Origin of the sequence: Neorhizobium phenanthreniclasticum (assembly GCF_040066075.1) — a bacterium.
Lineage (GTDB): Bacteria > Pseudomonadota > Alphaproteobacteria > Rhizobiales > Rhizobiaceae > Neorhizobium > Neorhizobium petrolearium.
In genome coordinates this window covers 1-21,026 of record NZ_JBEAAL010000053.1, presented here as the reverse complement: position 1 = coordinate 21,026, position 21,026 = coordinate 1, and the positions used below count along the sequence as shown (strand labels likewise).

The window sequence follows — 21,026 nt, the reverse complement described above, 5'->3', positions numbered from 1 at the left end:
GCGACAACGTGACGGTCGACGTCGAGCTGATCGTGCCGATCGCGATGGAAGAGAAGCTGCGCTTCGCCATCCGCGAAGGCGGCCGCACCGTCGGCGCCGGCATCGTCGCATCCATCGTCGAGTGATCGGCGGCGACATTGGAATAAAAAGGGCCTCGCCGGAAACGGCGGGGCCTTTTGTAATATAGGGCCGGCTTTAGTCGGCAACCGGATCGGCCGTGCATCAGCTGGATGGAAAGAGTTCGCTCTCGTAACGAAAGAAAGCTGCGTCGCGCGGTTTGCGGAAGGCAAGCGGAAGTCTGTCTTCTGTTTCCATGAGTCGGCCGGCGACATTGTCCACCCCGGCCCGGATCGCTTCCCGGCCTATGAAGCCGCCGCGAACCTGCGTGGTGGCAGCAAGCGCCCGGTTGAAGACGTCGAGCAGGTCCGGGTCCGGCGGTGACGGCCTTTGCCAGAAGGCGGCAAGGCTGTCCTGAAAGGTCAGGCCCGGCACGTCGTAGATCGCCGAGCCCAGCGCGATCACCGGCTTTCCCGCCGAAAGTGCCGTCAGCCCCACGGTGGAATTGATCGTTACGACGCCGGTGGATTTTTCGATCAGCATGTTCGTATCTCCGCCATCCGCGACGAATACGCGCGCGGCCGCGCCGTGTCGTTGCGCGGTTCTGCCGATCCGGTCGGGCCAGCCCGACAGGCCGTTGTCGATCGGATGGACTTTAAAGAGCAGCCGGCTTCCGGCAGGCGCAGATCGGGCGAATGAGGCAATGGTCGCATCGACGAGCCTGAAGAGGTCGCCGCCCGGTGCCTGTCGGCGGATCTGGTAATCGCCGGGCAGTTGCAGAGGAAACAAAAAGAGGCCCGCATTCCCACCGGTTTCGGGAGTGAGGAATGCCGCTATCGCCTTTTCCGCCGCCCGCCGGCGCTTGCGCCCCGTCAGGGCCTTCAGGATCCAGCCGCCGTATTCGATCACCGGATGGACAGGCCCATGCGTCCGGTAGTTCGGATGCACAAGCCAGCCAAGGAGGACGTTCGGGATATGGAAGGCGAGGTCGTAAAGCGCATAGGTGAGGAAGCTCGACCGGTAGAGGCCGCCGGATGAAATCGCCGGCTCCCTCGCAGCCAGCGCCTCGATCTCGCCCGGCTCGTGCGGAAATCGAGAGTGGGCCGACATGCCGTCCGGTTCGATCGTCAGCCAATCGGGCCTGAGATAGCCGTGTTCAAGAACATGGACCCGCAGTCCTTCCCGGATGCCGGTCTCCGCCGCAACCGCATGGGCGGCTCGCCCATCACCCAACATGACAATGTCTGTGACATTGTGATCACGGATGTAGCAATTGAGATACACCGGCCATTCATTCTCCGGGCCGCGAAAGAAGTCGCTTTCCCTCGGCCACCAAAACACCACATCCCCGAGGCAGAAACTTATCTTTCGGACGGAAGCGCCTTGTTTTTCAATCGCTTCCGCCAGGAGCCGGAGGAATGGCGAGGCCGGTCCCTGCAGGAACAGGAATATACGTGGGGTCATGTAGCACAACCTGTGGAAGAGATCGGGCGCGTTTGGTTTGGCATTGACGGAGGAACTGCCATGGTCAAAATACCGCTGAACATTCATCGACAAGTCCGTTATCGAAATTGCCTTATAAACGAGTCCTGCGCTTAATGGAGCCTCCAGCAGCAATGGCTACCGAATGACCAAAGTCCTCTTTCTGCAGGGACCTCCATCGATTTTCTGGCGCGAGCTGGCTGATGCGTTCGAGGCGCAGGGTTTCCAGACGAAGCGGGTGAACTTCTCGCTGGGAGACCAGCTTTATTGGCGCAAGCGGGGCGCGATCAACTATCGCGGGACCTTGCGGGCCTGGCCGCGCTATCTGGCGGATATGATTCGCCGGGAGGGGATTACCGACATCCTCTATTACGCCGATCGGCTTCCCTACCATCGTCTCGCGGCACGCGTCGGCCGAAAGCTCGGCGTGCGCTGTCATGCGGTGGAGTTCGGATATCTGAGACCCGATTGGATTACGATCGAGCGGAATGGGATGGGGCGATTTTCTCATTTCCCAAGCGACCCGGATCATATTCGGCGGATCGCGGCGCAAGTGGACACGCCTGATCTGCATGCCCTTTACGGCCACACCTTCGGCCAGGAGGCGGCCAATGAAGTCGTCTATAACCTTGCGGCCTATTTCGGTCGGCTGATGTTTCCCTTCTACCGCGCAGACAAATATTATGACCCGCTTTTCGACTACCTCTCCTGGGTGCCGCGCATGTTCAGGGCACGCCACGACCTGCCGGAAGGTTTCTTCGACGACAAATTGAAGAAGAACTATCTTCTTGCCCTGCAGCTCCAGAGCGATTACCAGATCCGCGCAAATTCGCCCTACCGGCACCTGTCGCAGATGCTGGAACAGGTCATTCAATCCTTTGCGCGCCACGCACCCGAAAATGGCCGGCTGGTCGTCAAGCAGCATCCGCTGGACAACGATCTGGAAGGGTGGCGCAAGGTCGTTGCCCGTCTTGCGGAACGTCACCGCGTGCAGGGCAGAGTGATTTTCATTGAGAAGGGCAATCTGTCGGCCATCCTGCGGGATAGTCACGGTGTGGTCGTCGTCAATTCCACGACGGGATTGCACAGCCTTCGGGCGGGCATTCCGACCATTGCGCTCGGTGCTGCGATCTACGACGTACCTGGCCTGACCCATCAGGGAGGTCTTGACAATTTCTGGCGCCACCCGGAGCCGATCGATAAGCGGCTTCTGGCTGATTTCATCAAGGCCCTGGCCGGCAGCGTGCAGGTGAAGGGCAATTTCTATCACAAGGCCGGCCGCAAGCTGGCTATCGAGGCAATCATCGCCCGCGTTTCCGGCGGACTGGTCAATCAGCCGGACGCTTATGTGGAAAGGCCGCCGCGGCTTTCCTGGCGGCGTCTGCCGCTGCTGCCCGAAAGGGGAGCGCAATCATCAGTGACAGGGGCGAGCGGCTACGATCTGCCGGGCAAGGAAATTCTCGCGACCGGGGGAGGGCAGTCGCTTTCTCTTGCGCGATTTACCGAAGCTTCCGACGCGAGCAACAGAAAGCTGAGATAGAACGCAGGGATATTCAAAAACGCTCTTGCAAAGCGTGACGCATCCCCTTAAAGGGAGCGCCGGGCCTGGTGGCGGGAACCGGACTTTAGAATTCCGCGATCCGTCCTGGTTGAAGGGGTATAGCTCAGTTGGTAGAGCGGCGGTCTCCAAAACCGCAGGTCGGGGGTTCGAGCCCCTCTGCCCCTGCCATTTCCAAGGCGATTGGCGCGGAACATCCGCAGCGGGATTGTTTGGAAATGGTTGCCGCCCAAAGCGGCAAAATTTCATCGGGCACTGTTTTCCCTCTTGTGTAAAGGGGAAGGGGTGTTTATGTAGGGTTCAAAACAGACACGCGGTGCGTGGGGCTGAGCGAGGTCAGCTTTACGCGCCGTAATTGCGTGGGCAATCGATGGCATCCAAAACCAATCCTGTCACGTTTCTGCGCCAAGTGCGCTCCGAGGCGTCGAAAATCCATTGGCCGTCTCGTCGCGAGACTATGATCTCCACGGCTATGGTGCTGGTTATGGTCATTTTCGCTGCGTTGTTTTTCTTCGCTGCAGATCAGCTGATGGGCTGGTTGTTACGTTTGATCCTGAACGTCAGCGTTTGATTCTTGGAGAGTGAAGATGGCGGCGCGTTGGTACATCGTCCACGCATATTCGAATTTTGAGAAGAAGGTTGCCGAGGACATCGAGAACAAGGCTCGCCAGAAGGGGCTTGAGCATCTGTTCGAAAAGATCCTTGTGCCGACCGAGAAGGTCGTGGAGGTCCGCCGCGGCCGCAAGGTCGATTCCGAGCGCAAGTTCTTCCCTGGTTATGTTTTGGTCCGTGCGAACCTGACCGACGAGGCTTATCACCTCATCAAGAATACGCCGAAGGTCACCGGCTTCCTGGGTTCTGACAACAAGCCGGTTCCGATTCCGGATTTTGAGGCTGAGCGCATCCTGGGCCAGGTACAGGAAGGCGTCGAGCGGCCGAAGTCCTCGATCAGCTTTGAGATCGGCGAGCAGGTTCGCGTCTCGGATGGTCCCTTCGCATCGTTCAACGGCATCGTTCAGGATGTCGACGAGGAGCGTTCCCGCCTCAAGGTGGAGGTCTCGATCTTTGGTCGCGCGACCCCGGTCGAGCTGGAATACGGTCAGGTCGAAAAGGTCTGATGAGTTTCGAATTGGGGCTTGCCATTTGCGTGGCGAGCCTTGAGCGGCGTGTGCCGCAAGCGCGTGGGAGGGGTGGCGTCTTTAGCCGGGTGCCTCGACCGAACCACGCAACCGCAGCCGCCGGGCGAGCCCGGCATGTCGGACCGGGCAACGGGTCCATAACGAAAGGCAGAGAAATGGCTAAGAAAGTAGCGGGCCAGCTCAAGCTGCAGGTCAAGGCAGGATCGGCAAACCCGTCCCCGCCAATCGGCCCGGCGCTTGGTCAGCGTGGCATTAACATCATGGAATTCTGCAAGGCGTTTAATGCCGCTACGCAGGAAATGGAAAAGGGTATGCCGATCCCGGTCGTCATCACCTATTACCAGGACAAGTCCTTCACGTTTGCGATGAAGCAGCCGCCGGTCACCTACTGGCTGAAGAAGGAAGCGAAGATCACCTCCGGCTCGAAGACTCCGGGCAAGGGTGCGAAGGTCGGTACGATCACCAAGGCGCAGGTCCGCGCAATCGCCGAAGGCAAGATGAAGGACCTGAATGCGGCCGACGTCGAAGGCGCAATGGCAATGGTCGAGGGCTCTGCCCGCTCCATGGGTCTGGAAGTGGTGGCTTAACATGGCAAAGCTTGCAAAGCGTATTCAGAAGATCCGCGAAGGCGTTGATCCGACCAAGCTCGTTGCCCTGACCGACGCCATCAAGATGGTGAAGGACCGTGCCATCGCAAAGTTCGACGAGACCGTTGAAATCGCCATGAACCTCGGCGTCGACCCGCGTCATGCCGACCAGATGGTTCGCGGCGTGGTCAATCTGCCGAACGGCACCGGCCGTGACGTTCGTGTTGCCGTCTTCGCCCGTGGCGCCAAGGCTGATGAAGCCAAGGCCGCCGGCGCCGACATTGTCGGTGCCGAAGACCTCGTTGAAATCGTCCAGGGCGGCAAGATCGACTTCGATCGCTGCATCGCGACCCCGGATATGATGCCGCTCGTCGGTCGTCTCGGTAAGGTGCTCGGCCCCCGCGGCATGATGCCGAACCCGAAGGTCGGCACGGTCACGATGGACGTCACTGGTGCCGTCAAGGCGTCCAAGGGTGGTGCTGTCGAGTTCCGCGTCGAGAAGGCTGGTATCATCCATGCCGGCGTCGGCAAGGCTTCGTTCGACGCCAAGGCGTTGGAAGAGAACATCAAGGCTTTCGCCGATGCGGTCATCAAGGCGAAGCCGGCTGGCGCGAAGGGCAACTACGTCAAGCGCGTGGCGATCTCCTCGACCATGGGTCCAGGCGTCAAGATCGACCCGTCGACGGTAACGGTCTAAAGCATTCGCCGGGGCTTCGGTCTCGGCTACATGAATTCCCGGCCCTTCGGGGCCGGGAATTTCCGGAGAAATCCGGAATTCCTGTCCGAGATTGCAGGTGGTTTCGACCTTAATCACCTTGCCTGCATGAGACGGGTAAGAGCACGAGTTTTTGAAGGGCGCCGAGGCGCTTTTCGAGTTCGGTTCGAGCCTAGTGTGCCTTGTGCCTGGAACCCGAAAGGGGACAGTGCGAGGGGACAGGATCCTCAAGCGCCGCTTGGGGTCCGAGAAAAAGGATCCCTTGAGGCAAAGGCAAACCCGGTGGGGCCTGCAGGATTGCGGTCCTACCTACTGGAGACAGACAGTGGAAAGAGCGGAAAAACGCGAATTCGTCACGGAGCTGACCGAAGTCTTCAAGGCTTCCGGTTCGGTTGTCGTGGCCCACTATGCTGGTGTCACAGTTGCGCAGATGAACGACTTCCGTTCGAAGATGCGCGCTGCTGGCGGCACCGTCAAAGTCGCGAAGAACCGCCTGGCCAAGATCGCTCTTCAGGGCACGGAGTCGGAAGGGATGTCGGACCTGTTCAAGGGTCAGACGCTCATTGCTTACAGCAATGACCCGATCGTCGCTCCGAAGGTCGTTTCGGATTTCGCCAAGACCAACGACAAGCTCGTTGTTCTCGGCGGTGCCATGGGATCGACCACGCTCAACGCGGAAGGTGTCAAGTCGCTTGCGACCCTGCCTTCGCTGGACGAGCTGCGTGCGAAGCTGCTGGGCATGATCCAGACCCCGGCTACCCGCATCGCAGGCGTCGTTCAGGCACCGGCAGCTCAGCTTGCCCGCGTGTTTTCGGCGTATGCCAAGAAGGACGAAGCCGCTTGAGGCGGTTTTTCGCTGTTCATATCAAACCAGTTCGAACCGAACAAAGGAACTAGTAAAATGGCTGATCTCGCAAAGATCGTAGAAGACCTCTCCTCTCTCACCGTCCTGGAAGCTGCTGAGCTTTCCAAGATGCTCGAAGAAAAGTGGGGCGTTTCCGCTGCTGCTCCCGTAGCGGTTGCTGCTGCTGGCGGTGCTGCCGGCGGTGCTGCTGCTCCGGCTGAAGAAGAAAAGACCGAGTTCGACGTTATCCTCACGGAGGCCGGCGCCAACAAGATCAACGTCATCAAGGAAGTCCGCGCTATCACCGGCCTCGGCCTCAAGGAAGCCAAGGACCTCGTCGAAGGCGCTCCGAAGGCTGTCAAGGAAGCCGTCTCCAAGGCTGAAGCCGCAGACCTCAAGAAGAAGCTTGAGGATGCCGGCGCCAAGGTCGACGTCAAGTAATACCGGAATGCGGTGGGAGAGGGGACGTCTCCTCTCCCGCCGATTTCCACCGAACTGATTACCCAAGAACCGCGAAAACGGTTCTTGGGTAATGGGTTCTCAAGAGGATGGTCCCGAACCGAACCGAGAAGGCAATCCGGCCTGGCGTGTTCGGGAAGTGGGACGAGATTGGGAATACCCATTGATCGACGGGATCGACTGGCCAGCGAACCCCGTCCGTTGCAGGCCCGGATGCAATTTTGAAGGAGCGACGATGGCTCAGACCCTTTCGTTTAATGGTCGCAGGCGCGTACGCAAGTTTTTTGGAAAAATCCCCGAAGTCACAGAGATGCCGAACCTCATCGAGGTTCAGAAGGCATCCTATGACCAGTTCCTCATGGTCGAAGAACCGAAGGGCGGCCGCCCGGACGAAGGTCTGAACGCCGTCTTCAGGTCCGTCTTTCCGATCACCGATTTTTCCGGCGCCTCCATGCTGGAATTCGTGTCCTACGAATTCGAACCGCCGAAGTTCGACGTGGAAGAATGCCGCCAGCGCGACCTGACCTATGCTGCACCTCTCAAGGTGACGCTGCGTCTCATCGTGTTCGATATTGACGAGGATACCGGCGCGAAGTCCATCAAGGACATCAAGGAACAGTCCGTCTATATGGGCGACATGCCGCTGATGACCGATAACGGTACGTTTATCGTCAACGGCACCGAGCGCGTGATCGTGTCGCAGATGCACCGCTCGCCGGGCGTCTTCTTCGATCATGACAAGGGCAAGAGCCATTCTTCCGGCAAGCTGCTCTTCGCCGCCCGCGTGATCCCCTATCGCGGCTCCTGGCTTGATATCGAGTTCGACGCCAAGGACATCGTATTCGCCCGTATCGACCGCCGCCGCAAGATCCCCGTGACCTCGCTCTTGATGGCGCTCGGCATGGACGGTGAAGAAATCCTGTCCACCTTTTACACGAAGTCCGCCTATGAGCGCGACGGCGAAGGTTGGCGAATTCCGTTCGATCCGGACACCTTGAAGGGCGCGAAGGCGCTTTCCGACATGATCGACGCCGACACCGGCGAAGTGGTTGTCGAGGCCGGCAAAAAGCTCACCCCCCGTCTGCTCCGTCAGCTCTCCGAAAAGGGCCTGAAGGCGTTGAAGGCGACCAATGACGATCTCTATGGCACCTATCTTGCCGAAGACATTGTCAACCTGGAAACCGGTGAGATCTACCTGGAAGCTGGCGACGAGATCGACGAGAAGACACTGCCGGTCATCCTGAACGCAGGTTTCGACGAGATCCCGATCCTCGGCATCGACCACATCAATGTCGGAGCCTATATCCGCAATACGCTTGCCGCCGACAAGAACGAGAACCGCCAGGACGCTCTGTTCGATATCTACCGCGTCATGCGTCCGGGTGAGCCGCCGACCATGGAATCGGCGGAAGCCATGTTCAACTCGCTGTTCTTCGATGCGGAGCGTTACGACCTCTCCGCCGTCGGCCGCGTGAAGATGAACATGCGTCTTGACCTCGAAGTCGAGGACACGGTCCGCACGCTGCGCAAGGAAGACATCCTGGCCGTGGTCAAGATGCTGGTCGAACTGCGCGACGGCAAGGGCGAGATCGACGACATCGACAACCTCGGCAACCGCCGCGTCCGTTCCGTCGGCGAGCTTATGGAGAACCAGTATCGCCTGGGTCTGCTGCGCATGGAGCGCGCCATCAAGGAGCGCATGTCGTCGATCGAGATCGATACCGTCATGCCGCAGGACCTGATCAATGCGAAGCCGGCGGCTGCCGCCGTTCGCGAATTCTTCGGTTCCTCGCAGCTCTCGCAGTTCATGGACCAGGTGAACCCGTTGTCGGAAATCACCCACAAGCGCCGTCTTTCGGCCCTTGGCCCGGGTGGTCTGACCCGTGAGCGCGCAGGCTTCGAAGTCCGCGACGTGCATCCGACCCACTACGGCCGCATTTGCCCGATCGAAACGCCGGAAGGCCCGAACATCGGTCTGATCAACTCGCTGGCGACCTTCGCTCGCGTCAACAAGTACGGCTTCATCGAAAGCCCGTATCGCAAGATCGTCGACGGCAAGGTCACCAACGACGTGCTTTACCTCTCCGCCATGGAAGAGGCGAAGTATTACGTCGCGCAGGCGAACGCGCCGATGAACGATGACGGCACCTTTGCCGAAGAGTTCGTCGTTTGCCGCCATGCCGGCGAAGTGATGCTGTCTCCGCGCGACACCATCAACCTGATGGACGTTTCGCCGAAACAGCTCGTCTCCGTCGCAGCCGCGCTGATTCCGTTCCTGGAAAACGATGACGCCAACCGCGCTCTCATGGGTTCGAACATGCAGCGCCAGGCCGTGCCGCTGGTACGCGCCGAGGCTCCGTTCGTCGGCACCGGCATGGAGCCGGTCGTCGCCCGCGACTCCGGTGCTGCGATCGCTGCCCGGCGTGGCGGCGTGGTCGACCAGGTCGACGCGACCCGTATCGTTATCCGCGCCACCGAGGACCTCGATCCGTCGAAGTCCGGCGTCGATATCTACCGTCTGCAGAAGTTCCAGCGTTCGAACCAGAACACCTGCGTCAACCAGCGTCCGCTGGTCGCCGTCGGTGACGTTCTGAACAAGGGTGACATCATCGCCGACGGTCCGTCGACCGATCTTGGTGACTTGGCTCTCGGCCGTAACGCGCTCGTCGCGTTCATGCCCTGGAATGGCTACAATTACGAAGACTCGATCCTGATGTCAGAGCGGATCGTGGCGGACGATGTGTTCACGTCCATTCACATCGAGGAATTCGAGGTGATGGCTCGTGACACCAAGCTTGGTCCGGAAGAAATCACGCGCGACATTCCGAACGTTTCGGAAGAAGCGCTGAAGAACCTCGACGAAGCGGGCATCGTCTACATCGGCGCCGAAGTCCAGCCGGGCGACATTCTCGTCGGCAAGATCACGCCGAAGGGCGAAAGCCCGATGACGCCGGAAGAAAAGCTCCTGCGCGCCATCTTCGGCGAAAAGGCCTCCGACGTCCGCGACACCTCCATGCGCATGCCGCCGGGCACCTTCGGCACCGTCGTTGAAGTTCGCGTCTTCAACCGCCACGGGGTGGAGAAGGACGAACGTGCGATGGCGATCGAACGCGAGGAGATCGAGCGCCTCGCCAAGGACCGGGACGACGAACAGGCGATCCTCGACCGCAACGTCTATGGTCGTCTGACGGACATGCTGCGTGGGCAGATGTCGGTTGCCGGCCCGAAGGGCTTCAAGAAGGGCGTCGAGCTTTCGAATGCCGTGATCTCGGAGTACCCGCGCTCGCAGTGGTGGATGTTCGCCGTCGAGGACGAAAAGGTCCAGGGCGAGATCGAAGCGCTGCGCGCCCAATACGACGAATCCAAGTCGCGCCTTGAACAGCGCTTCATGGACAAGGTCGAGAAGGTCCAGCGCGGCGACGAAATGCCTCCGGGTGTCATGAAGATGGTCAAGGTCTTCGTCGCCGTGAAGCGCAAGATCCAGCCGGGCGACAAGATGGCCGGCCGTCACGGGAACAAGGGCGTCGTGTCGCGCATTGTACCGGTCGAGGATATGCCATTCCTCGAAGACGGTACGCATGTCGACATCTGCTTGAACCCGCTTGGCGTGCCTTCACGCATGAACGTCGGTCAGATCCTTGAAACCCATCTCGCATGGGCATGCGCAGGCATGGGCAAGAAGATCGGCGAGCTGCTCGAAGAATATCGCAAGACGATGGATATCACCGACCTGAAGCGCGAGCTGACGGACGTGTATGCCAGCGAAGCCAAGAACGAAGTCGCCAATTTTGACGACGAGTCGCTGGTAAAGCTTGCAGAGCAGTCGAAGCGCGGCGTTTCGATCGCGACGCCGGTCTTCGACGGCGCGCATGAACCGGACGTTGCTGCCATGCTGACCAAGGCTGGCCTGCATTCGTCGGGTCAGTCGGTTCTGTACGACGGCCGCACGGGCGAAGCCTTCGACCGTAAGGTCACCGTCGGCTACATGTACATGATCAAGCTGAACCACCTTGTGGACGACAAGATCCACGCGCGTTCGATCGGTCCGTACTCGCTCGTCACCCAGCAGCCGCTGGGCGGTAAGGCGCAGTTCGGTGGCCAGCGCTTCGGCGAAATGGAGGTCTGGGCTCTGGAAGCTTACGGCGCCGCCTACACGCTGCAGGAAATGCTGACCGTGAAGTCGGACGACGTGGCAGGCCGTACCAAGGTCTACGAAGCGATCGTCCGTGGCGACGACACGTTCGAAGCGGGCATTCCGGAGAGCTTCAACGTTCTCGTCAAGGAAATGCGCTCGCTGGGCCTGTCCGTGGAGCTCGAGAATTCGAAGGTCGAGCAGGCGGATGGCGGCCAGCAACTGCCTGACGCCGCCGAGTAACGACAAGAGAAGGCGCGCGCTTGGATTGGCGCGCGCCGCTCCCGCCGCTGGCTCCTGCCGGCAGGATCGGGAAATTTTCGCCGCATTCAGCGGCTACGACTACTTAAAGCATCGGACTGCCATTCCCGGAAATAGGGCCTGGGAGTTTGGACAGCACCGATCGCAAGCCGAGGGCTTCGGCCCCTAAAGGAGATAGGCATGAACCAAGAGGTCATGAATCTTTTCAATCCGCAGGTGCCTGCGCAGCACTTCGACTCGATCCGTATCTCGATCGCGTCGCCGGAGAAGATTCTCTCCTGGTCCTACGGCGAAATCAAAAAGCCGGAGACCATCAACTACCGTACGTTCAAGCCGGAACGCGACGGTCTTTTCTGCGCCCGCATCTTCGGGCCGATCAAGGACTACGAGTGCCTGTGCGGCAAGTACAAGCGCATGAAGTACAAGGGTATCATCTGCGAAAAGTGCGGCGTCGAAGTCACGCTGTCGCGCGTACGCCGCGAGCGCATGGGCCATATCGAACTTGCCGCTCCCGTTGCCCATATCTGGTTCTTGAAGTCGCTGCCGTCCCGCATCGCCACCCTTCTCGACATGACCCTGAAGGATGTCGAGCGCGTTCTCTATTTCGAGAACTACATCGTGACGGAGCCGGGCCTCACCGCGCTGAAGGAAAACCAGCTTCTTTCCGAAGAAGAATACATGATCGCCGTCGACGAATACGGCGAGGATCAGTTCACGGCGATGATCGGCGCCGAGGCCATCTATGAAATGCTGGCTTCGATGAATCTTGAGAAGATCGCCGGCGACCTGCGTTCGGAGCTTGCCGACACCACGTCGGACCTCAAGCAGAAGAAGCTGATGAAGCGTCTGAAGATCGTCGAGAACTTCATCGAGTCCGGCAATCGCCCGGAATGGATGATCATGAAGGTCGTTCCGGTGATCCCGCCGGATCTGCGCCCGCTCGTGCCCCTCGACGGCGGTCGTTTCGCGACGTCCGACTTGAACGATCTCTATCGTCGCGTCATCAACCGTAACAACCGTCTGAAGCGCCTGATCGAACTGCGCGCTCCGGGCATCATCATCCGCAACGAAAAGCGCATGCTGCAGGAATCTGTCGATGCGCTGTTCGACAACGGCCGTCGTGGCCGCGTCATCACTGGCGCCAACAAGCGTCCGCTGAAGTCGCTGTCCGACATGCTGAAGGGCAAGCAGGGCCGCTTCCGCCAGAACCTGCTCGGTAAGCGCGTCGACTATTCCGGCCGTTCGGTCATCGTGACCGGTCCGGAACTGAAGCTGCACCAGTGCGGCCTGCCGAAGAAGATGGCGCTCGAACTGTTCAAGCCGTTCATCTATGCCCGCCTCGACGCCAAGGGTTACTCCTCGACCGTCAAGCAGGCGAAGAAGCTGGTCGAAAAGGAAAAGCCGGAAGTCTGGGATATCCTCGACGAGGTCATCCGCGAGCATCCGGTCCTGTTGAACCGTGCGCCGACGCTGCACCGCCTGGGCATCCAGGCCTTCGAGCCGATCCTGGTCGAAGGCAAGGCGATCCAGTTGCACCCGCTCGTCTGCACGGCCTTCAACGCCGACTTCGATGGTGACCAGATGGCCGTTCACGTGCCGCTGTCGCTCGAAGCCCAGCTCGAAGCCCGCGTGCTGATGATGTCGACGAACAACATCCTGCATCCGGCGAACGGCGCCCCGATCATCGTGCCGTCGCAGGACATGGTTCTCGGCCTTTATTATCTCTCGATCATGAACCAGAACGAGCCGGGCGAGGGCATGGCCTTCTCCGACATGGGCGAATTGCACCACGCTCTGGAAAACAAGGTCGTCACGCTGCATGCCAAGATCAAGGGCCGCTTCAAGACCGTCGACGCCGAGGGAAAGCCGGTTTCGAAGATCTATGAAACGACGCCCGGCCGCATGATCATCGGCGAACTGTTGCCGAAGAATGTCAACGTGCCGTTCGACATTTGCAACCAGGAGATGACCAAGAAGAACATCTCCAGGATGATCGACACGGTCTATCGTCACTGCGGCCAGAAGGACACGGTCATTTTCTGCGACCGCATCATGCAGCTTGGCTTCACCCACGCTTGCCGCGCCGGCATCTCCTTCGGCAAGGATGACATGATCATTCCGGACACCAAGGAAAAGATCGTTGGTGATACCGAAGCGCTGGTGAAGGAATATGAGCAGCAGTACAACGACGGTCTGATCACCCAGGGCGAAAAGTACAACAAGGTCGTCGATGCCTGGGGCAAGGCCACCGAGAAGGTCGCCGAGGACATGATGGCACGCATCAAGGCCGTCGAGTTCGACGCCGAGACCGGTCGCCAGAAGCCGATGAACGCGATCTACATGATGTCCCACTCGGGCGCCCGCGGTTCTCCGAACCAGATGCGCCAGCTGGGCGGCATGCGCGGTCTGATGGCCAAGCCGTCGGGCGAGATCATCGAAACGCCGATCATCTCGAACTTCAAGGAAGGCCTGACCGTGAACGAGTATTTCAACTCGACGCACGGCGCCCGCAAGGGTCTCGCAGACACCGCCTTGAAGACCGCGAACTCCGGTTACCTGACCCGCCGTCTCGTCGACGTGGCGCAGGACTGCATCGTCAACCTGGTCGATTGCGGCACCGAAAGCGGCCTCACCATGACGGCGATCGTTGATGCCGGCCAGGTCGTTGCTTCGCTTGGCGCCCGCATCCTGGGTCGTACCGCGTTGGACGATATCGATCATCCGGTCACGGGCGAGCGTATCGTCGATGCGGGCAAGATGATCCTTGAGCCGGATGTCATCGAGATCGAAAAGGCTGGTATCCAGTCGATCCGCATTCGCTCCGCACTGACCTGCGAAGTCCAGACGGGCGTCTGCTCGGTCTGCTACGGCCGTGACCTTGCTCGCGGTACGCCGGTCAACATGGGCGAAGCGGTCGGCGTCATCGCCGCTCAGTCGATCGGCGAGCCGGGCACGCAGCTCACCATGCGTACCTTCCACCTGGGCGGTACGGCGAACGTGGTCGACCAGTCGTTCCTCGAAGCGTCTTACGAAGGCACGATCCAGATCAAGAACCGCAACATGCTGCGGAACTCCGAAGGCGTTCTCGTTGCGATGGGCCGCAACATGGCGGTCACCATCCTGGACGAGCGTGGCGTCGAACGGTCTTCGCAGCGCGTCGCCTATGGTTCGAAGCTGTTCGTGGATGACGGCGACAAGGTCCGCCGCGGCCAGCGTCTCGCCGAGTGGGATCCTTATACCCGCCCGATGATGACGGAAGTCGAAGGTACGGTTCAGTTCGAAGACGTCGTCGACTCGATCTCGGTTTCGGAATCGACCGACGAATCCACCGGCATCACCAAGCGCCAGGTCATCGACTGGCGTTCGACGCCGCGTGGTTCGGACTTGAAGCCCGCGATCGTCATCAAGGATGCTTCCGGTGCGATCGCCAAGCTGTCGCGTGGCGGCGAAGCCCGCTTCCAGCTGTCGGTCGATGCGATCCTGTCCGTCGAGCCGGGCCAGAAGGTCTCCCAGGGTGACGTTCTTGCCCGTATCCCGATGGAAAGCGCCAAGACCAAGGACATCACCGGTGGTCTGCCGCGCGTCGCCGAACTGTTCGAAGCCCGTCGTCCGAAGGACCACGCCATCATCGCTGAGATCGATGGTACGATCCGCCTCGGTCGCGACTACAAGAACAAGCGTCGCGTCATGATCGAGCCGGCGGAAGACGGTGTCGAACCGGTCGAATACCTGATCCCGAAGGGCAAGCCCTTCCATCTTCAGGACGGCGACTACATCGAGAAGGGCGACTACATCCTCGACGGCAACCCGGCGCCGCACGACATCCTGGCGATCAAGGGCGTGGAAGCGCTTGCTTCCTACCTCGTCAACGAAATCCAGGAAGTCTACCGGTTGCAGGGCGTTGTCATCAACGACAAGCACATCGAAGTCATCGTCCGTCAGATGCTGCAGAAGGTCGAGATCACCGATGCCGGCGACAGCCAGTACATCGTTGGCGACAATGTCGACCGCATCGAACTCGACGACGTCAACGAGCGCTTGGCGGAGGAAGGCAAGAAGCCTGCTTCGGGCGAGCCGGTTCTGCTCGGCATCACCAAGGCGTCGCTGCAGACCCCGTCCTTCATCTCGGCCGCATCCTTCCAGGAAACCACCAAGGTTCTCACGGAGGCTGCGATCGCCGGCAAGATGGACACGCTGCAGGGGCTCAAGGAAAACGTCATCGTCGGCCGTCTCATCCCGGCTGGTACGGGCGGCACCATGACCCAGATCCGCCGCATCGCCACCTCGCGCGACGAGCTTATCCTCGAGGAGCGCAAGAAGGGGTCGGGAGCCGCCTCGGCAACCCCGATGCTGCAGGACATGGCGGGAGAAAACACCCCGGCCGAGTGATAGGCCGGAGTGCCGATCTGTCGCACCCGCTGGAATTGACGAAAGAAAGAACGCCCGGAGAAATCCGGGCGTTTTCGCGTTTTCGGGGATAGGTGAGGTTTCAAGGGTTGACCAAGGGCAAACGGGCATCATTGGAAGGTTTCTAATCTGGTCTCCGTTCGATGACGAATGGAGGCTCAAATGAATAAGTTAGTGTCCACGGTCGCCGTCAGCGTTTTGCTTGCAACGGTGACGCACGCGGCGGACCCGCCGGTCCCCGCCGATCTTCGCGAAACAGCGCTTGAAGTGTTCAAGCCCTTGCCGTCGACCATCCCCGCAGTGAAGGACAACAGGATCACCACGGAGAAGATCGCGCTCGGAAAGGCGCTCTTCTTCGACCCGCGCGTGTCGGCTTCGGGTGTCTTTTCCTGCAACTCCTGTCACAATCTTGCGACCGGCGGCGACGACAATCTCGAAACCTCGATTGGCCACGGATGGCAGAAGGGACCGCGCAACGCGCCGACCGCGCTCAACGCCGTCTTCAATATCGCGCAGTTCTGGGATGGGCGCGCCGAAGACTTGAAGGCCCAGGCCAAGGGGCCGGTCCAGGCCGGCGTCGAGATGGCCAACACACCGGACCAGGTTATCGCGGCGCTGAAGTCGATGCCGCAATATGTCGAGTGGTTCAAGGCGGCCTTTCCGGGGGAGGCCGATCCGGTCACTTTCGACAATTTTGCCAGGGCGATCGAAGCCTTCGAGGCGACGTTGATCACACCGGCGCCTTTCGACGCCTGGCTGAACGGTGACGACAATGCCATGACCGTCGAGGCGAAGCGGGGCCTGTCGCTCTTCATGGACAAGGGGTGTGCGGCCTGCCATGCGGGCATCAACGTCGGCGGGGAGGGGTATTATCCCTTCGGACTGATCGAGAAGCCCGGGGCCGAGGTCCTGCCGGAAAACGACAAAGGGCGCTTTGCCGTCACCAATACGGCAGATGATTCTTACGTCTTTCGCGCCGCGCCGTTGCGCAACATCGTGCTGACGGCACCCTATTTCCATTCAGGGAAAGTGTGGGACCTGAAACAGGCGGTCGCGATCATGGGAACGGCGCAGCTTGGCGAGGAACTGAAGGGCAAGGAGGTCGATCTGATCGTCGCCTTCCTGGATTCTCTGACCGGCAAGGTGCCGGACGTGACCTATCCAATCCTTCCGCCCGAAACCGACGTAACGCCGCGGCCGGTCAGCATCATACCGACTTCCAAATAAACAAGACCGGCGTTGGAGCATGCCGCCCGAAGGGGGACCGGTTCGGGACAGCATGCGCAAAATAAGCCGGCGAGGGGGCACCTGCTGGTCCACCGCACCAGCGGGTGCCATCCATTCTAATCTCTTTATTCGAAGCGGATGATCGAGACTTCGCCTTCGAGCGCACCCTGATAGGCGGATGCATGCGGTTCTTCCGTCGGTTCGTCGGTCAAAACGCCGATCTGGTCGAGATCGGCTTCGAGGAAACCTTCCTCCGAGAGCGCGTTGAGCGCTCCGCGCACGGCGGAATCGTCGTCCGGTGCCTGCAGCATGATGTGGAGGTCGACGCCCTCGCCATCCTTTACTTCATATCCCTTGCCGATGATGATAAAGATCATCGGCCCGTCGAGATTGTTGTCGTTGTCAGCGGCCGCCATCATCATTGTCTCCAGATACGGGAAAGACCTTTGCCCCGAAGCGGAAGCGGGATGAAAGGTTTCCGTCCTCTTTAGTTCCATTGACAGCGATTCCCAAATACAAATGCCGGCGAAGGGCCAAAACTCACGAAACCTTGTCGGAAAACCTGCCCTGTGCCCGGTAAGCCAGGGGTTTGAGGCATTATTTTCGGCGCGGCTCTTGACGGGCGGGGGGGAAAACAGTAAACGCCCCGCATCGGAAGCGATGTGAGGCTTGCCCGTTCGGAACGACTCGTTCCGGAGTACGCCTCAGACACGGTTCCATACGCACGTTGACGACACGAATGTTGCACGCATGACGCATGAGGAATGCGTCCTCTGCCTTTTGTGGTCCATCCGGAAAGCGGATCGGGCCACGTTTTGCGCATGAGGAAATGTGTGTGTCGCCGCCGGAAACGGCATCAGATTGGCCCTGATAAGGGCTTTGGAAGAAGATTTTGCAAGGGATGGTTATATGCCTACCGTAAACCAGCTGATCCGCAAGCCGCGTCAGGCGCAGGTAAAGCGCAACAAGGTTCCTGCCCTGCAGGAAAACCCGCAGAAGCGCGGCGTTTGCACTCGCGTTTACACCACGACCCCGAAGAAGCCGAACTCGGCTCTGCGTAAGGTTGCCAAGATTCGCCTGACCAACGGCTTCGAAGTGATCGGCTATATCCCGGGTGAAGGTCACAACCTTCAGGAACACTCCGTCGTCATGATCCGTGGCGGCCGCGTCAAGGACTTGCCGGGCGTTCGTTATCACATCATTCGCGGCGTTCTCGATACCCAGGGTGTCAAGAACCGCAAGCAGCGCCGTTCCAAGTATGGTGCAAAGCGTCCGAAGTAATTCGGTTTTGATTATCCCGGCGCTGCGCGAGGTTCTCCGCGTGGTAAAGCGCCTTAACAGTTGAAGAGACGAGAAGAAGTATGTCCCGACGCCATCGTGCAGAAAAGCGTGAGATCAACCCGGACCCGAAGTTCGGTGATCTCGTCGTCACGAAGTTCATGAATGCGATCATGCTTCACGGCAAGAAGTCCGTGGCTGAAAACATCGTTTACGGTGCGTTCGACGCCGTGCAGGGTAAGTCCAAGGCCGACCCGCTGGGTATCTTCCATCAGGCGCTCGACAATGTCGCGCCGCATGTTGAAGTCCGTTCGCGCCGCGTTGGTGGTGCGACCTACCAGGTTCCGGTCGACGTGCGTCCGGAGCGCCGTCAGGCCCTCGCGATCCGCTGGGTGATCGCCGCTGCCCGCAAGCGCAACGAAACCACCATGGTCGATCGTCTTTCCGGTGAACTCATGGATGCCGCCAACAACCGTGGCAGCGCCGTCAAGAAGCGTGAAGACACGCACAAGATGGCCGACGCCAACCGCGCATTCTCGCACTACCGTTGGTAATCTTCATCCGATCGAACTTCGAAAGGCAGTCCTATGGCTCGCGAGTATAAAATCGAAGACTACCGAAATTTCGGTATCATGGCGCATATCGACGCCGGCAAGACCACGACCACCGAGCGTATCCTCTATTACACCGGCAAGTCGCACAAGATCGGTGAAGTTCACGACGGCGCGGCCACGATGGACTGGATGGAGCAGGAGCAGGAGCGTGGCATCACGATCACCTCTGCCGCCACCACGACCTTCTGGAAGGGCCGTGACGGCAAGATGCGCCGCTTCAACATCATCGACACCCCCGGCCACGTCGACTTCACCATCGAAGTCGAGCGTTCGCTGCGTGTGCTCGACGGTGCGGTCGCTCTTCTCGACGCCAATGCCGGCGTGGAGCCGCAGACCGAAACTGTCTGGCGTCAGGCGGACAAGTACAACGTCCCGCGGATGATCTTCTGCAACAAGATGGACAAGACCGGTGCGGACTTCTACCGCTCGGTCGAGATGATCAAGACCCGCCTCGGCGCCACCGCCGTCGTCTGCCAGCTGCCGATCGGCGCTGAAACCGAGTTCAAGGGCGTCGTCGACCTGATCGAGATGAACGCTCTCGTCTGGCGCGACGAATCCCTCGGCGCCCAGTGGGACGTCGTCGAGATCCCGGACGACCTGAAAGCCAAGGCTGAAGAGTTCCGCGAAAAACTGATCGAGACTGTCGTCGAGATCGACGAAGAGGCGATGGAAGCCTATCTCGAAGGCGAAATGCCGGACAACGACAAGATCCGTGCGCTGATCCGCCGCGGCACGATCGACGTCAAGTTCTTCCCGATGTTCTGCGGCTCCGCCTTCAAGAACAAGGGCGTTCAGCCGCTGCTCGACGCCGTTGTCGAATATCTGCCGTCCCCGGCCGACATCCCGGCGATCAAGGGCATCGACGTCAAGACCGAAGCCGAGATCGACCGTCATGCCGATGACAACGAGCCGCTTTCGATGCTCGCTTTCAAGATCATGAACGACCCCTTCGTCGGTTCGCTCACCTTCTGCCGTATCTACTCGGGCAAGCTCGAAAAGGGCGCCTCGCTGATGAACACGGTCAAGGAAAAGCGCGAGCGTGTCGGCCGCATGCTGCAGATGCACTCGAACTCCCGTGAAGACATCGAAGAAGCCTTTGCGGGCGACATCGTCGCTCTCGCCGGCCTCAAGGAAACCACGACGGGTGATACGCTCTGCGATCCGCTGAAGCCGGTCATCCTCGAGCGCATGGAATTCCCCGAGCCGGTCATCCAGATCGCCATCGAGCCGAAGTCCAAGGGCGACCAGGAAAAGATGGGCCTTGCGCTCAACCGCCTCGCTGCCGAAGACCCGTCCTTCCGCGTCAAGACTGATGAAGAGTCCGGCCAGACCATCATTGCCGGCATGGGCGAGCTTCACCTCGATATTCTCGTCGACCGCATGCGTCGCGAGTTCAAGGTTGAAGCCACCGTCGGTGCTCCGCAGGTCGCCTATCGTGAAACGATCACGAAGAAGCACGAAGAAGATTACACGCACAAGAAGCAGTCCGGCGGTACCGGCCAGTTCGCGCGCGTCAAGATCGTCTTCGAACCGAACCCGGACGGCGACGATTTCAAGTTCGAGTCGAAGATCGTCGGCGGTGCGGTCCCGAAGGAATACATCCCGGGCGTCCAGAAGGGCATCGAAAGCGTGCTGTCTTCCGGTCCGCTTGCCGGCTTCCCGATGCTGGGCGTCAAGGCGACCCTCATCGACGGCGCCTTCCACGATGTCGACTCGTCGGTTCTGGCCTTCGAAATCGCTTCCCGCGCCTGCTTCCGTGAAGCAGCCAAGAAGGCTGGTGCCCAGCTTCTCGAGCCGATGATGAAGGTCGAAGTCGTGACGCCGGAAGATTACGTCGGCGACGTGATCGGCGACCTGAACTCCCGCCGTGGCCAGATCCAGGGCCAGGAATCGCGCGGCATCGCTGTCGTGATCAACGCCCACGTGCCGCTGGCGAACATGTTCAAGTATGTCGACAACCTGCGTTCCATGTCGCAGGGCCGCGCTCAGTATTCGATGGTCTTCGACCATTACGCGCCGGTCCCGACCAATGTCGCAAACGAAATCCAGGCAAAGTATTCCGGTCAGAAGTGACCGGAATAACAGGCTGAAACAGTAGAGATTTTTATCCCCGGAAGGGGACAAGAACGGAGAGCCGGAAATGGCAAAGAGCAAGTTTGAGCGGAATAAGCCGCACGTCAACATTGGCACGATTGGTCACGTTGACCATGGTAAGACGTCGTTGACGGCAGCGATTACGAAGTATTTCGGCGAGTTCAAGGCTTAT

The 21,026-nt window shown here is 59.9% G+C and carries 17 protein-coding genes and 1 tRNA gene; 16 read left to right on the top strand and 2 right to left on the bottom strand.

All coding sequences use genetic code 11. The features are described 5' to 3' along the window. Nucleotides 1-125, top strand: a 125-nt coding sequence (locus ABK249_RS32890; protein ID WP_462139379.1) for an EF-Tu C-terminal domain-related protein, incomplete at its 5' end; no start/stop codon positions are given. Nucleotides 126-222: 97 nt separating this feature from the next. Here ABK249_RS32890 and ABK249_RS32885 read toward each other — a convergent pair. Further along, nucleotides 223-1,521: a capsule biosynthesis protein gene (locus ABK249_RS32885; protein WP_227702595.1), complete on the bottom strand. Its 1,299-nt coding sequence runs from the start codon at nucleotides 1,519-1,521 to the stop codon at nucleotides 223-225. A 163-nt stretch (nucleotides 1,522-1,684) separates the two neighbouring features. Between ABK249_RS32885 and ABK249_RS32880 the strand changes: the two genes are divergently transcribed. The 11 genes from ABK249_RS32880 to ABK249_RS32830 all read left to right on the top strand — a co-directional run bounded on the left by ABK249_RS32880 (nucleotide 1,685) and on the right by ABK249_RS32830 (nucleotide 16,868). Then, on the top strand, nucleotides 1,685-3,079 hold the full coding sequence (locus tag ABK249_RS32880; protein WP_227702596.1) for a capsule biosynthesis protein: 1,395 nt from the start codon (nucleotides 1,685-1,687) through the stop codon (nucleotides 3,077-3,079). A 113-nt stretch (nucleotides 3,080-3,192) separates the two neighbouring features. Further along, nucleotides 3,193-3,268 (top strand) — tRNA-Trp (locus tag ABK249_RS32875). 199 nt (nucleotides 3,269-3,467) lie between these two features. After that, the gene (gene secE / locus ABK249_RS32870; RefSeq protein WP_037151073.1) at nucleotides 3,468-3,668 is read left to right on the top strand and encodes a preprotein translocase subunit SecE; all 201 of its coding nucleotides are present in this window, start codon (nucleotides 3,468-3,470) and stop codon (nucleotides 3,666-3,668) included. 16 nt (nucleotides 3,669-3,684) lie between these two features. Then, nucleotides 3,685-4,215, top strand: coding sequence for a transcription termination/antitermination protein NusG (nusG, locus tag ABK249_RS32865; RefSeq protein WP_037151067.1), 531 nt, complete (start codon nucleotides 3,685-3,687; stop codon nucleotides 4,213-4,215). 176 nt (nucleotides 4,216-4,391) lie between these two features. Continuing rightward, nucleotides 4,392-4,823: a 50S ribosomal protein L11 gene (gene rplK, locus ABK249_RS32860; protein WP_037151064.1), complete on the top strand. Its 432-nt coding sequence runs from the start codon at nucleotides 4,392-4,394 to the stop codon at nucleotides 4,821-4,823. Nucleotide 4,824: 1 nt separating this feature from the next. Then, nucleotides 4,825-5,520 (top strand): 50S ribosomal protein L1, encoded by a 696-nt coding sequence (rplA, locus tag ABK249_RS32855; RefSeq protein ID WP_037151061.1) that lies wholly within the window; start codon nucleotides 4,825-4,827, stop codon nucleotides 5,518-5,520. Nucleotides 5,521-5,863: 343 nt separating this feature from the next. Beyond that, nucleotides 5,864-6,382, top strand: a complete 519-nt coding sequence (gene rplJ / locus ABK249_RS32850; protein ID WP_037151056.1) for a 50S ribosomal protein L10 — start codon at nucleotides 5,864-5,866, stop codon at nucleotides 6,380-6,382. A 57-nt stretch (nucleotides 6,383-6,439) separates the two neighbouring features. Beyond that, entirely contained in the window at nucleotides 6,440-6,823 is a 384-nt protein-coding gene (rplL, locus tag ABK249_RS32845) for a 50S ribosomal protein L7/L12 (RefSeq protein ID WP_037151054.1), read from the top strand. A 253-nt stretch (nucleotides 6,824-7,076) separates the two neighbouring features. Further along, a complete protein-coding gene (rpoB, locus tag ABK249_RS32840; RefSeq protein ID WP_037151050.1) occupies nucleotides 7,077-11,216 on the top strand; it encodes a DNA-directed RNA polymerase subunit beta in 4,140 nt (1,379 codons plus the stop codon). Between the two features lie 198 nt (nucleotides 11,217-11,414). Further along, entirely contained in the window at nucleotides 11,415-15,623 is a 4,209-nt protein-coding gene (rpoC, locus tag ABK249_RS32835; RefSeq protein ID WP_037151047.1) for a DNA-directed RNA polymerase subunit beta', read from the top strand. A gap of 180 nt (nucleotides 15,624-15,803) precedes the next feature. Then, nucleotides 15,804-16,868, top strand: coding sequence for a cytochrome-c peroxidase (locus ABK249_RS32830; protein ID WP_227702597.1), 1,065 nt, complete (start codon nucleotides 15,804-15,806; stop codon nucleotides 16,866-16,868). 125 nt (nucleotides 16,869-16,993) lie between these two features. On the opposite strand, the gene ABK249_RS32825 is transcribed toward ABK249_RS32830, so the two are convergent. Then, entirely contained in the window at nucleotides 16,994-17,287 is a 294-nt protein-coding gene (locus ABK249_RS32825) for a hypothetical protein (protein WP_037151041.1), read from the bottom strand. Nucleotides 17,288-17,777: 490 nt separating this feature from the next. On the opposite strand from ABK249_RS32825, the gene rpsL reads away from it, so the two are divergent. From rpsL to ABK249_RS32805, 4 genes are all read left to right on the top strand, one after another. Beyond that, nucleotides 17,778-18,149 (top strand): 30S ribosomal protein S12, encoded by a 372-nt coding sequence (gene rpsL / locus ABK249_RS32820; protein ID WP_003507760.1) that lies wholly within the window; start codon nucleotides 17,778-17,780, stop codon nucleotides 18,147-18,149. Between the two features lie 80 nt (nucleotides 18,150-18,229). Beyond that, entirely contained in the window at nucleotides 18,230-18,700 is a 471-nt protein-coding gene (gene rpsG / locus ABK249_RS32815) for a 30S ribosomal protein S7 (protein ID WP_037151038.1), read from the top strand. Nucleotides 18,701-18,733: 33 nt separating this feature from the next. Then, nucleotides 18,734-20,833, top strand: coding sequence for an elongation factor G (gene fusA / locus ABK249_RS32810; RefSeq protein WP_037151035.1), 2,100 nt, complete (start codon nucleotides 18,734-18,736; stop codon nucleotides 20,831-20,833). Between the two features lie 67 nt (nucleotides 20,834-20,900). Beyond that, a partial coding sequence (locus tag ABK249_RS32805) for a GTP-binding protein (RefSeq protein ID WP_244520023.1) occupies nucleotides 20,901-21,026 on the top strand: 126 nt, incomplete at its 3' end.

Coding starts and splice junctions, on each gene's coding strand:
- rplA (WP_037151061.1), top strand. CDS start 4,825: ATGGCAAAGCTTGCAAAGCGTATTCAGAAGATCCGCGAAGGCGTTGAT.
- fusA (WP_037151035.1), top strand. CDS start 18,734: ATGGCTCGCGAGTATAAAATCGAAGACTACCGAAATTTCGGTATCATG.
- rpsL (WP_003507760.1), top strand. CDS start 17,778: ATGCCTACCGTAAACCAGCTGATCCGCAAGCCGCGTCAGGCGCAGGTA.
- secE (WP_037151073.1), top strand. CDS start 3,468: ATGGCATCCAAAACCAATCCTGTCACGTTTCTGCGCCAAGTGCGCTCC.
- rpoC (WP_037151047.1), top strand. CDS start 11,415: ATGAACCAAGAGGTCATGAATCTTTTCAATCCGCAGGTGCCTGCGCAG.
- ABK249_RS32880 (WP_227702596.1), top strand. CDS start 1,685: ATGACCAAAGTCCTCTTTCTGCAGGGACCTCCATCGATTTTCTGGCGC.
- rpoB (WP_037151050.1), top strand. CDS start 7,077: ATGGCTCAGACCCTTTCGTTTAATGGTCGCAGGCGCGTACGCAAGTTT.
- nusG (WP_037151067.1), top strand. CDS start 3,685: ATGGCGGCGCGTTGGTACATCGTCCACGCATATTCGAATTTTGAGAAG.
- ABK249_RS32830 (WP_227702597.1), top strand. CDS start 15,804: ATGAATAAGTTAGTGTCCACGGTCGCCGTCAGCGTTTTGCTTGCAACG.
- rpsG (WP_037151038.1), top strand. CDS start 18,230: ATGTCCCGACGCCATCGTGCAGAAAAGCGTGAGATCAACCCGGACCCG.
- rplL (WP_037151054.1), top strand. CDS start 6,440: ATGGCTGATCTCGCAAAGATCGTAGAAGACCTCTCCTCTCTCACCGTC.
- ABK249_RS32885 (WP_227702595.1), bottom strand. CDS start 1,521: ATGACCCCACGTATATTCCTGTTCCTGCAGGGACCGGCCTCGCCATTC.
- rplK (WP_037151064.1), top strand. CDS start 4,392: ATGGCTAAGAAAGTAGCGGGCCAGCTCAAGCTGCAGGTCAAGGCAGGA.
- ABK249_RS32825 (WP_037151041.1), bottom strand. CDS start 17,287: ATGATGGCGGCCGCTGACAACGACAACAATCTCGACGGGCCGATGATC.